Source organism: Haemophilus sp. HN_Hi10 (genome assembly GCF_049821985.1).
Taxonomy (GTDB): Bacteria; Pseudomonadota; Gammaproteobacteria; order Enterobacterales; family Pasteurellaceae; genus Haemophilus; species Haemophilus influenzae_D.
Genome location: NZ_CP187495.1, coordinates 699,104 through 711,734, shown reverse-complemented (window position 1 = coordinate 711,734; position 12,631 = coordinate 699,104). Strand labels below are relative to the sequence as shown.

General features: G+C 36.8%; 10 protein-coding genes and 1 pseudogene. 5 read left to right on the top strand and 6 right to left on the bottom strand.

The annotated features are described in order from the left end of the window. Nucleotides 1–4 precede the first annotated feature (4 nt). The 5 genes from tolB to ybgC all read right to left on the bottom strand — a co-directional run bounded on the left by tolB (nt 5) and on the right by ybgC (nt 4,163). On the bottom strand, nt 5–1,288 hold the full coding sequence (gene tolB, locus ACPT8Q_RS03570) for a Tol-Pal system beta propeller repeat protein TolB (RefSeq protein WP_050949015.1): 1,284 nt from the start codon (nt 1,286–1,288) through the stop codon (nt 5–7). Between the two features lie 41 nt (nt 1,289–1,329). Further along, nucleotides 1,330–2,544: a cell envelope integrity protein TolA gene (tolA, locus tag ACPT8Q_RS03565; RefSeq protein ID WP_050949014.1), complete on the bottom strand. Its 1,215-nt coding sequence runs from the start codon at nt 2,542–2,544 to the stop codon at nt 1,330–1,332. Nucleotides 2,545–2,559: 15 nt separating this feature from the next. Beyond that, nucleotides 2,560–2,979 carry a colicin uptake protein TolR gene (gene tolR / locus ACPT8Q_RS03560; protein WP_005652225.1) on the bottom strand — a complete coding sequence of 140 codons (420 nt, stop codon included), beginning with the start codon at nt 2,977–2,979 and terminating at the stop codon, nt 2,560–2,562. Nucleotides 2,980–3,049: 70 nt separating this feature from the next. Beyond that, entirely contained in the window at nt 3,050–3,736 is a 687-nt protein-coding gene (gene tolQ / locus ACPT8Q_RS03555) for a protein TolQ (protein WP_050949013.1), read from the bottom strand. Nucleotides 3,737–3,752: 16 nt separating this feature from the next. Continuing rightward, on the bottom strand, nt 3,753–4,163 hold the full coding sequence (gene ybgC, locus ACPT8Q_RS03550; protein WP_005656389.1) for a tol-pal system-associated acyl-CoA thioesterase: 411 nt from the start codon (nt 4,161–4,163) through the stop codon (nt 3,753–3,755). 325 nt (nt 4,164–4,488) lie between these two features. Between ybgC and ACPT8Q_RS03545 the strand changes: the two genes are divergently transcribed. The 5 genes from ACPT8Q_RS03545 to rnd are packed head-to-tail and all read left to right on the top strand — an operon-like array spanning nt 4,489 to nt 10,639. Continuing rightward, nucleotides 4,489–6,411: an ATP-dependent DNA helicase gene (locus tag ACPT8Q_RS03545; RefSeq protein ID WP_040034399.1), complete on the top strand. Its 1,923-nt coding sequence runs from the start codon at nt 4,489–4,491 to the stop codon at nt 6,409–6,411. 13 nt (nt 6,412–6,424) lie between these two features. After that, nucleotides 6,425–7,135, top strand: a complete 711-nt coding sequence (gene tsaB, locus ACPT8Q_RS03540) for a tRNA (adenosine(37)-N6)-threonylcarbamoyltransferase complex dimerization subunit type 1 TsaB (RefSeq protein WP_040034401.1) — start codon at nt 6,425–6,427, stop codon at nt 7,133–7,135. Nucleotides 7,136–7,159: 24 nt separating this feature from the next. Next, nucleotides 7,160–7,711, top strand: coding sequence for a Slp family lipoprotein (locus ACPT8Q_RS03535; protein ID WP_040034403.1), 552 nt, complete (start codon nt 7,160–7,162; stop codon nt 7,709–7,711). A gap of 41 nt (nt 7,712–7,752) precedes the next feature. Beyond that, a complete protein-coding gene (gene fadD / locus ACPT8Q_RS03530) occupies nt 7,753–9,441 on the top strand; it encodes a long-chain-fatty-acid--CoA ligase FadD (RefSeq protein WP_425622309.1) in 1,689 nt (562 codons plus the stop codon). A gap of 55 nt (nt 9,442–9,496) precedes the next feature. Beyond that, a complete protein-coding gene (gene rnd / locus ACPT8Q_RS03525) occupies nt 9,497–10,639 on the top strand; it encodes a ribonuclease D (protein WP_061671295.1) in 1,143 nt (380 codons plus the stop codon). Between the two features lie 42 nt (nt 10,640–10,681). Here rnd and ACPT8Q_RS03520 read toward each other — a convergent pair. Continuing rightward, nucleotides 10,682–12,565: pseudogene (locus ACPT8Q_RS03520) on the bottom strand (acyltransferase family protein). Nucleotides 12,566–12,631 lie beyond the last annotated feature (66 nt).

The following is a 12,631-nucleotide window of genomic DNA, read 5'->3' as shown; positions in this document are numbered from 1 at the left end:
TTTTTTATTTAGTTAAGTATGGAGACCAAGCTGGAAATTTTACTTGGCCATCACTTCCTGGAAGGCTCGCCTTAAAGCGACCATCTGCAGAAACCAATTGTAGCACCTTTCCTAAGCCCTGTGTAGAACTATAAATAATCATAATTCCATTTGGAGAAAGGCTTGGGCTTTCGCCTAGAAAAGATGTACTAAGTACCTCTGAAACGCCCGTTGTGAGATCTTGTTTAACTACATTATTGTTACCATTAATCATCACAAGTGTTTTTCCATCTGCACTAATTTGTGCGCTACCGCGACCACCCACTGCGGTTACGCTACCACCGTTTGCATCCATTCGATAAACCTGTGGCGAGCCACTTCTATCGGATGTAAATAAAATTGAATTTCCGTCTGGTGACCACGCTGGTTCAGTATTATTACCTGCACCACTCGTTAATTGCATAGGTGTACCACCATTTGCGCCCATAACGTAAATATTCAGAACGCCATCACGAGAAGAAGCAAAAGCTAAACGAGAACCATCTGGCGAAAAGGCTGGCGCGCCATTATGCCCTTGAAAAGATGCCACTACTTTACGCGTACCAGAATTCAAATCCTGTACAACAAGTTGTGATTTTTTATTTTCAAACGATACATAAGCCAAACGCTGGCCGTCTGGAGACCAAGCTGGAGACATAATTGGTTGAGCACTACGATTGACGATAAATTGATTATAGCCATCATAATCTGCTACACGAACTTCATAAGGTTGCGAACCGCCATTTTTTTGCACAACATAAGCGATACGAGTTCTAAAGGCACCACGGATCGCAGTTAATTTTTCAAAGACTTCATCACTCACAGTATGCGCACCATAGCGTAACCATTTATTTGTCACTGTATAGCTATTTTGCATTAATACAGCCCCTGGCGTACCTGATGCACCAACCGTATCAATTAATTGATAAGTAATACTATAACCATTACCCGATGGAACCACTTGTCCAATTACAATTGCATCAATTCCAATATTCGACCAAGCTTCAGGATTTACTTCAGCTGCTGAAGTTGGGTGTTGAGGCATTTGAGACACTGCAATAGGATTAAACTTACCACTGTTACGTAAATCATCTGCAACAATTTTACTAATATCTTCTGGTGCAGAACCAACAAATGGTACGACAGCGATAGGGCGCGCACCATCAACCCCTTCATCAATGACAATGCGTACTTCATCACCAGCGAATACATTATGAGTAATAGCAAGTATAATCGCGAATACGCTCACTAAATGTTTTAATAATTTCATTTTGTTACCTTTAAAATTTAACAATAAATTTTTATAAAGAATTATCGAATATCAAAGTCAATAATTGGCGATTTATATTTTTCATAAATTTCATCTGATGGCGCAGCTGGAACTTTTTTCGTTCTAGCCACCGCACTTAATGCAGCTGAACAAATATCATCAGGACCTGAAATTTTTTGATAGCCCAAGATCGTGCCATCTCGACCTAATTGAATTTTAATACGACAAACCTTTCCTGCAAAACTTGGATCTTTTAAGAAACGACGTTGAATCTCTTTCTTAATTACGCCTGCGTATTGATCCCCAACCTTACCACCATCGCCAGAGCCAAGTGCAGCACCGCTACCTTGAGTTCCACCTTTATTAGTGTTTCCCCCTTTAGATGCACTGCCGCCACCAACATCCCCGCCGTTAAAGAAATCATCTAGGCTTGCTTGATCTGCTTTACGTTTTGCTTCCGCAGCAGCTTTTGCTTTTGCCTCAGCTGCTGCTTTCGCTTTTGCCTCCGCTTCAGCCTTTGCTTTTGCCTCAGCAGCGGCTTTCGCTTTAGCTTCTGCATCTGCTTTTGCTTTAGCCTCAGCTGCCGCTTTCGCTTTTGCCTCAGCTTCAGCCTTTGCTTTAGCTTCAGCAGCGGCTTTTGCCTTGGCTTCGGCTTCTAGTTTCGCCTTAGCTTCCGCCTCTTGTTTTGCTTTTTGAGCAGCAATTTCTGCTGCTTTCGCTTTAGCCTCTTCTTCAGCTTGTTTTGCCGCAGCAGCTAAACGTTTAGCCTCTGCATCTGCTTTTAATTTTGCAGCTTCAGCAGCTTGTTTAGCCTTAGCCTCTTCAGCTTGCTTCTGTTTTTCCAACGCTTCTTGACGAGCTTGCTCTTGTTGTTTTTTTATTTCTTGCTGACGTTGCTGTTCTTGCTGACGTTGCTGTTCTTGCTGACGTTTTAACTCTTCTTGTCGTTGAACTTCTTGTTGATGCTTAATCTCTTCTTGATTAGGCTCAGGTGGTTTTTCTTCCACAACAGGTTCTGGGCTTTTTTGTTTATCCGCTTGCCCTTTTTTTTGTTGTTGAATACGCCCCCATTCCTGAGCAGCCGTACCCGTATCAACAATCACTGCTCCTATTGCATCTCCTTCACCTTCTCCACCACCCATAATTTCAACGGTGTGATAAAGTGAACTTAAAATCAATAAGCCAAACAAGATGAAGTGCAAAAGGATAGAAATAGCAAAAGCATTGATTCCTTTCTTTTGTCGATTATTTTGCACGTGTTACCTACTTAGCTAAATGGGATTTGTCATTAAACCTACAGATTTAATGCCTGCAAGATGAAGTAAATTCAATGCCTTAATCACTTCTTCATAAGGTACTTCTTTAGCTCCGCCTACTAAAAATAGTGTATTATTATCCTTATCAAATTCCTGTCTAGATAATTGAGTAACCATTTCTTCTGCTAAACCTTCTTGACGTTCTCCACCAATAGAAATCGCATATTTCCCAATACCTGCAACTTCAAGAATTACAGGCACTTTATCTTCATTAGAAACCTCTTGGCTTTGCACAGAATCAGGCAATTCAACTTGAACGCTTTGACTAATAATAGGGGCGGTTGCCATAAAAATTAACACTAAAACTAAAAGCACATCTAAAAAAGGCACAATATTAATTTCAGATTTAATTGCTTTACGCTGACGACGAGCCATATATTCCTCTAAAATTTTAACTTATTTTTACCGCACTTTTTCTTTAAAGTGCGGTCAATTTTCCCTATTTTTAGTGAGGGGCTTTACCAAAGGCTTGACGGTGTAAAATCGTCGTAAATTCATCAATAAAGTTAACGTAATCTTGCTCAATTGCGTTCACTCGTAAGCTTAAACGGTTATAAGCCATTACTGCAGGAATTGCGGCAAACAAACCAATTGCAGTGGCAATCAAGGCCTCGGCGATACCTGGTGCTACCATCTGTAATGTTGCTTGTTTTGCACCACTTAATGCCATAAAAGCGTGCATAATTCCCCAAACAGTACCAAATAAACCAATATAAGGGCTAACAGATGCCACTGTGGCTAAGAATGGAACTCGATTTTCCAAGCTTTCAATCTCACGGTTCATCGCAAGATTCATCGCGCGCGTTGTGCCTTTAATAATCGCTTCAGGAGCGTCTGGATTTACTTGTTTTAAACGTGAAAATTCTTTAAATCCCACGCAAAAAATTTGTTCGCTTCCCGTTAATCCATCGCGACGATTAGATAGCCCTTCATAAAGTTTATTTAAATCTTCTCCTGACCAAAAACGATCTTCAAAGGTATGTGCTTCTTTTAAGGCATTCGTTAAAATACGGCTACGTTGAATGATAATTGCCCAAGATATGATTGAGAAAGAAATCAAAATCACAATTACCAGTTGCACAACAATACTTGCTTTTAGAAAAAGATCTAAAAAATTCAATTCTGCAGTCATTGCATACTCCGAAAAGTTATTTTAAGTGATTAAATGCAGCTTTAACTTCTTTGGGAAGCGCCACAGGTTTCATCTTGCCTAGATCAACACAGGCTACTTTAACAGTAGCCTTTGATAACATCAGGGTGTTGCGCATCAGTCTCTGTTCAAAAAGGATCGTAGCTCCCTTTACCTCTGAAACTTCTGTTTCCACCATAAGTAAATCATCCAATTTTGCTGCCACGCAATAATCAATGGCGAGCGATTTGACAACAAATGCGAGTTGTTGTTCCTCTAGTAAGGTTTGTTGCGTAAAATTTAATATACGCAAATATTCTGTTCTTGCTCGTTCAAAAAAATGCAAATAGCGAGCGTGATACACTACGCCACCTGCATCAGTGTCTTCATAATACACACGAACAGGAAAAGAAAAGCAATTTCCCAGCATATTCTTACCCGATTGATTGCAATAAACCGTGTATTCTAGAACCAGTTTTTGGGATAAGCAAGCTATCTATGAAAAAACTCAATAAGATTTTATTCATTTTAAAACATCCAAAATTTTTACCGCACTTTTAGCCTGACTAGCAAAAGATAAGGTAATGGCAAATCATTTTTAACCTTTTAAATTGAGCAAAAACCATTCAAAGCATAACCGTTCTTTAAAAATAGCCTCTATGTAATCTTAAACCAGCAGTATTTTTATTCTTGATATTTAGCGTTTCTATGCGACAATCTTCGCGGTTATTTACTTTAAAAATATGTTTTACTAAATGGATTACGAAAATCAAATTGCCAATATTTTCTCACTAAATGGCGAATTAAGCCAAAATATCAAAGGTTTTCGTCCTCGAACTGAACAACTTGAAATGGCATATGCTGTTAGTAAAGCAATCCAAAATAAATCTTCCCTTGTCATTGAAGCTGGAACAGGCACAGGAAAAACCTTTGCATATCTCGCGCCTGCTTTAGTTTTTGGTAAAAAAACCATTATTTCTACAGGATCTAAAAATCTTCAAGATCAACTTTTTAATCGAGATCTGCCTGCTATTAAAAAAGCCCTTAATTTCACGGGAAAAATTGCGTTGCTAAAAGGTCGAGCAAACTATCTTTGTTTAGAGCGTTTAGATCAAGTTATTGCTCAAGGTGTGCTTGGCGATAAGTCTGTTTTAGCTGAATTAAGTAAAGTACGTAAATGGAATAACAGTACTAAAACAGGCGATTTCACAGAATGTATTGAGCTTGCAGAAGATAGTCCTATTATTCCACAACTGACGAGTACGGCGGAAAGCTGTTTAGGAACAGATTGTCCTAATTATTCAGAATGTTATGTAGCAAGTGCGCGTAAAAAAGCATTAAATGCTGATTTGGTTGTGGTTAATCATCACTTATTTTTTGCTGATATGGCTGTGAAAGAAAGTGGTTTTGGCGAACTTATTCCAAATGCAGAAGTAATTATTTTTGACGAAGCTCACCAGTTACCCGATATTGCCAGTCAATATTTTGGTCAATCTTTAACATCACGCCAGCTTTTTGATTTATGCAAAGATATTAATATTGTCTATCGCACAGAACTCAAAGATATGCAACAGCTTAGCACAACATCTGATACCTTACTGAAGGTTGTACAAGATTTTCGTTTATTATTGGGTAATGGAAGCAATGTTCGTGGAAATTGGCGTGAGCTTTACAGGCAAAGTGCGGTGAAAAAAGCCTTTGAATTATTACAAGAGAAAATAGATTTTTTATCTGAAGTGATTAAATTATCGCTTGGTCGTTCCCAAACTTTAGATAGTATTTTTGAGCGTGTTGAATCCATTAAAATTCAGCTTAAGCGTTTATCTGAAACAAATATTGTGGGTTATTGTTATTGGTATGAAGGAAATGGTCGCCAGTTTGGTTTACATATTACGCCATTGACAGTGGCCGATAAATTTGGTGCTCAGCTTGAAGCGAAAGAAGCCGCTTGGATATTCACATCTGCGACATTAGAAGTGGGGGGAACTTTTAATCATTTCTGCCAACGTTTAGGTATTGAAAACGCGACACAAAAAATTTTATATAGTCCCTTTAATTATCTTGAACAATCTTTGCTTTGTGTACCTCGATATTTGCCAAATACCAATCAAGTGAATACATTAAGCTCACTAGGCGAAATGTTATTACCCGTGATTGAAGCAAATAAGGGGCGTTGCTTTGTTCTTTGCACTTCTTATTCAATGATGCGTGGTTTAGCAGAATACTTCCGTGAAAAAAGTAACCTTTCGATTTTATTACAAGGCGAAACCTCAAAAGGCAAATTACTCGAGCAATTTATAAAAGAATCCCATAGCGTTTTGGTGGCAACCTCTAGCTTTTGGGAAGGTGTAGATGTGCGTGGCGATGCACTTTCTTTAGTCATCATTGATAAGCTTCCCTTTACTGCGCCAGATGAACCTTTGTTGAAAGCCCGTATTGAGGATTGTCGTTTGCAAGGTGGCGATCCATTCAATGACATTCAAATTCCTGAAGCCGTGATTACCTTGAAACAAGGCGTTGGACGTTTAATTCGTGATGTTACAGATCGTGGCGTTGTGATTATTTGTGATAATCGATTAGTAATGCGTAATTATGGCAAAACTTTTTTGAAAAGTTTACCTAACTCAAGTCGTACCCGTGATCTCAACAAAGTGATACAATTCTTACAAAATAAATAAACGAGAATAAATAATGCAAAATTTAACTTTATTGGCGTTGGACACTTCTACTGAAGCCTGTTCAGTCGCCTTATTTCATCGTGGCGAAAAAACACATATTAATGAACTTGCACAACGCACTCATACTAAACGAATTTTGCCTATGATTGATGAAATTTTGGCAAATTCGGGGTTAGGTTTAAATCAAGTTGATGCGCTTGCCTTTGGGCGTGGGCCAGGTAGTTTTACTGGCGTTCGTGTTGGTGCTGGGATTGCACAAGGTTTAGCGTTTGGGGCGGATTTACCTGTGATTCCAGTTTCAAATTTAACCGCAATGGCTCAAGCTGCATTTGAATTACATCAAGCAGAAAATGTTGTTGCCGCGATTGATGCAAGAATGAATGAAGTTTATTTTTCTCAATTAGTGAGAGAAAAAGTGCGGTCAGATTTCGCAGAGTTTTTTCAATGGCGAGAAATCATTAGCGAACAAGTTTGTTCCCCAGAAAAAGCGATTAGTCAGCTTCAAAATGATAACGCATTTAGAGTTGGGACAGGTTGGGCTGCTTATTCTCAATTTACTGAAAAAAATCTAACTGGCTCAGATATAGAATTACCTAATGCCTTATATATGTTAGAACTTGCACGAGTAGAATTTTTGCAAAAACACACAATTTCAGCTTTAGAGATTGAACCGATTTATTTGCGAAACGAGGTTACTTGGAAAAAATTACCAGGACGTGAATAAGTTTAAATAACTGGAGGATAGAAAATGAAAGGAAAAATAACCTTATTTTTTACCGCACTTTGTTTCGGATTAACGGGCTGTATTGCACCACCAAAAGGGTTAGAAAAAGAGCGATTCTCTATTAATTCCTATCGCGAGATTTCTCCTCAGGATTTAACCTGCCATTGTAAAACGGTTCGACTTGGAGGAAAAATTGTCAATGCTACCGTTTTAGCAAATCAAACAAAAATTGAAGTGTTAAGTTTACCCGTATCATCAATTTCAGGTAAACCATTTGTTGAATTTCAATCCGATGGTCGCTTTATCGTCTATTTCAACGGTTTTGTGGAGCCTGAAAATTTAAAAGAACGCTATATTACGGTGGGCGGGCAATTAACAGGAACGGAGAAAGGCAAGATCGAACAAGCTGATTATACTTATCCTGTTGTTCAAGCTGATAAATATCGTATTTGGACACTCAGCACCACTTATAATTATCCAACAGATGATTGGGATGAAGATGATGATTGGGGATTTTTTAGATGGAGACATCGCCCTTGGTATGTTCAGCCTGAAATTCGCTATTATTTGAATTAAATGATAAAATCTTAAGATTTTCCAACAAATTAGGATAAAAAATGGAAAAAATTTGGTTTCAAAATTATCCAGAAGGTTCTGAAAAATTTCTGGATACCTCAAAATATGAATCTATTTTGGATATGTTCGACAAAGCAGTGCGCGAACATCCAGATCGCCCCGCTTACATTAATATGGGGCAAGTACTTACTTTCCGTAAATTAGAAGAACGCAGTCGTGCATTTGCCGCATATTTGCAAAATGAATTTAAACTTCAGCGTGGCGATCGCGTGGCATTAATGATGCCAAATTTATTGCAATATCCTATCGCACTTTTTGGTATTTTACGAGCTGGCTTAATTGCAGTAAATATGAATCCTCTTTACACACCGAGAGAATTAGAACATCAGTTGCAAGATAGTGGTGCGGTAGCGATTGTCGTGGTATCAAATTTTGCTTCTACCTTGGAAAAAGTCGTTTTCAATACCAATGTCAAACACGTTATTCTTACCCGAATGGGCGATCAACTTTCTTTTGGTAAACGTACTTTAGTCAATTTTGTTGTGAAATATGTGAAAAAACTCGTGCCGAAATATAAATTACCGCACGCAGTGACGTTCCGAGAAGTATTGAGTATTGGTAAATATCGCCAATATGTTCGTCCAGAAATATCGCGTGAGGATTTAGCCTTTTTACAATACACTGGCGGTACAACTGGCGTGGCGAAAGGTGCAATGCTAACGCACGGAAATATTATAACCAATGTCTTCCAAGCAAAATGGATTGCAGAGCCATTTATTGGCGATCATTCTCGCACTCGTTCAGCTATTTTAGCCTTGCCTCTTTACCACGTATTTGCCTTAACGGTAAACTGCTTATTATTTTTAGAGTTAGGTGTAACGGCGATCTTAATCACCAATCCGAGAGATATTGAAGGATTTGTGAAAGAGTTGAAAAAATATCGTTTTGAAGCAATCACTGGTGTGAATACCTTATTTAATGCGTTGTTAAATAATGAAAATTTCAAAGAAGTTGATTTTTCAGCTTTAAAACTTTCTGTAGGTGGCGGTATGGCTATTCAACAATCAGTGGCAACACGTTGGCATGAATTGACGGGCTGTAACATCATTGAAGGTTATGGAATGACGGAGTGTTCGCCATTAATCGCCGCTTGTCCGATTAATGTTGTGAAACATAATGGCACTATTGGTGTGCCAGTGCCAAATACGGATATAAAAATCATTAAAGATGATGGCTCTGATGCAAAAATTGGCGAAGCTGGCGAATTATGGGTGAAAGGCGATCAAGTAATGCAAGGTTATTGGCAACGACCTGAAGCAACCAGTGAAGTGTTAAAAGACGGTTGGATGGCAACTGGCGATATTGTCATTATGGATGAATCATATAGCTTACGCATTGTAGATCGTAAAAAAGATATAATTTTGGTTTCTGGCTTTAATGTCTATCCAAATGAAATTGAGGATGTCGTTATGCTGAATTACAAAGTGTCTGAGGCTGTGGCAATTGGTGTTCCTCACGCAGTTTCTGGCGAAACGATAAAAATCTTTGTCGTGAAAAAAGACGATAGCTTAACTCGTGATGAACTTCGCAACCATTGTCGTCAATATCTCACAGGCTATAAAGTGCCAAAAGAAATTGAGTTTCGAGACGAACTGCCAAAAACTAATGTTGGCAAGATTTTACGTCGGGTTTTACGCGATGAAGAGATCGCAAAACGTTCAAAACATTAATGTCAAAATGGGATAGCAATATCCCATTTTTGTTCTTTTCAAATAAAAAATCACTATGATAAAAGAATGTCAAAATCCACCGCACTTTAGGGTCATTGCGGATAATGCTACGCTATTAGAAGTTTGTAATTTAGCCCAACAGAAAAGTGCGGTCGCCTTAGATACAGAATTTATGCGTGTTTCCACTTATTTTCCTAAGTTGGGATTAATCCAACTTTATGATGGCGAGCGCGTCTCTTTAATTGATCCTTTAGCGATTACGGATTTTTCGCCTTTTGTCGCATTGTTATCCAACCCTAAGGTATTAAAAATCTTACATTCTTGTAGTGAAGATTTATTGGTTTTCTTACAAGAATTTGATCAGCTTCCACGCCCAATGATTGATACGCAAATTATGGCACGCTTTATTGGACTGGGCGCATCAGCAGGCTTGGCAAAATTAGCACAACAATACTTAAATGTAGAAATCGATAAAGGTGCAACTCGCACCAATTGGATCAAACGTCCTCTTTCTGATATTCAACTTCAATATGCCACAGGCGATGTTTGGTATTTGTTGCCGCTTTATCATATTCTTGAAAAAGAGTTAGCAAAAACACCTTGGGAACAAGCAGTAAGAGATGATTGCGAACTGGCTCTTGCTAAAACGCATAAATTACAAGAGCGAGATTCAGAAAAAGCGTATTTAGATATTCCAAATGCTTGGAAATTAAATCCATTAGAATTGTCTCGTTTAAGAATTTTGGCGAAGTGGCGACAAAACGTGGCAATAGAGCGTGATTTAGCACTTTCTTATATTGTGAAATCAGATAATCTTTGGAAAGTGGCAAAGAATAATCCACGTAATACATCTGAAATGTTGGAAATGGGATTAACTGAAAATGAAGTACGCGTGCGTGGTAAAAAGATTTTACAATTACTTGCTCAAGCAAGACGTGTTTCGCCTAATGATTACCCAAAACCTATTGAACGTATTTCTGAAGATCCTCGTTATAAAAAAACAATTCGATTGTTACAAGAAAAAGTGAATAGCTTAACACCAGCAGGTTTATCCCCTGAAATTGTTGCGAGTAAACGCACTTTGGATGAATTAATTAAATGGGTTTGGAAATATGATTGTTCTCAAGACAAACGACCAGAGTTGCTGATTGGATGGCGAAAACCTATTGGTGAGAAGTTAGTTGATGAACTTAGGTAAATATAAAAAAGCGTTGGGCAAATAGCTCAACGCTTTTAGTTTTTACTCGTAGAGTTTTTTCACTTGTTCAGGTGTCATCACTCGTTGGTATTTACTAAATTCTTTTGCCATATAGTAAGCACCAAAATTTGTTAAGTGATCTTGATCCCCATACAAGTATTTTCCTTCTGCCATAACACTATCTTTTGGTAAATACTGTTGAGCATCTACCCAATAAACATTAGGAATATCTTTGATTAAATCGTGAATGATTTTGTTACTCGCATCAATATCGCCCATTCTACGAATTGGTTCCAAATATTTTTCAAGTCCATATTTTCCCAGTAAATATCCACGAATAGGCGATCTGCTAATAGAACTGTTATTTGCAAAGATATAAACCGATTTTGATTTAGCAAGTAATTTTATTGTTTCCCTAAATCTTATTTTGAAGTTAGGAATAATAGCTGATTCTGCGTTAAATCTTGGAACAGGTTGTCCTCCCATTCTTAAATCATAAAATCCAGAAATAAAAATAGCTTTATATTTAGGTGAATTAATCTCATCAAGTAACCCTTGACACTCAGATGTTATTCTATTGCTTTTATCCACTAAAACAAAACAATCCTTCCCATCAGTTATGCTTAAAATAGTTGACTTCCATCCTTCTTGCTTACCAAGATATTTTAAAAAATAAGTAAGATGACCAGCATGAGAATCTCCGATTGTTAAAACTGTAGTTGGGAAGTTATTCTCTAAATTAACAGATAAAACATCTTGTTCAATATGTTCTTTTTCTTTTCTAATCTGTTTTCTTTCATAAGTGTTATAACCAATAATAAAAAGAGATGGAATTAGATAAAGATAGATAAATGCCTGTTTAAAGTTTAATTTTGATTTTCTTATAGGTTGCTCAATTAAATAATAACTTGTGATAGAAAAAATAATAGTTAATATAACAACAATTAAAACTGTAATGCCTTGAATCTGCTTGCTTCCAGTAATGTAATAAGCAAACGCAATAAAAATCCAATGATATAAATAAAGTGAATAAGAAATTTTTCCAATAAATACTATCACTTTATTGGATAAACATAATTTAATAATGTTATTTTGTGATGTGGTATGAATAATTAATGCTGTAAAAATACAAGGGAGAATTAAAGTAACGCCCGGAATAAATGCAATATTATTATTCATTAAAAATAAGCAGGAAAATAATAGTAATGTACTTAAGATAGCCAGAATATTATTTACTTGCTTACTCAATTGAACCTTGTTTGAAAGATTATGATAAATTGCTAACAAAGATCCTACAAGTAATTCTGGAAATCTTAGGTTAGAGAGATAATAAATATTAGGCTGATGCAATACTTCTTTGTAAAAATTGGCTGGAATAAAAGAGGTGGCAAGTAAAATAAAAAACAAAATTAGCGTTATAATAAATAATGCTTTAATTTCTCTAAATTTTTTATAAGCTAAAATTAGGATAAGTGGAAAAATAAGATAGTATTGCTCTTCTACGGCTAATGACCAAATATGTAATACAGGGTTTTCATTTGCGCTTAAATCAAAATAACCTTGTGTTAAACCTAAATAGAAATTAGATAGGAAAGCAGTAGCTAATTCAATGGTTTTTCTTAATTGATTAAAATCATTATAAATGAAAATAACAGACGCAATGAGAGACACTAATGCCATCACTGTAATAAAAGCAGGCTAAATTCGTTTAATACGTCGAGTATAAAATTGTTTAAACGAAAAAGAATTCTGTTGAATTTCTGTGATAATAATACCCGTAATCAGAAAACCAGAAATAACAAAGAAAATATCCACCCCAAGAAAACCACCAGATAACCAGTTTTCATTAAGATGATAAATAATGACTGAAATAACAGCAATTGCACGTAGCCCATCAATTTCTGGACGATATTTAATAGATGACATAATATTCCTTTTATAAAATATAAACCGCACCTTGATTTATGCGTCAAAAGTGCGGTTATTTTTTTA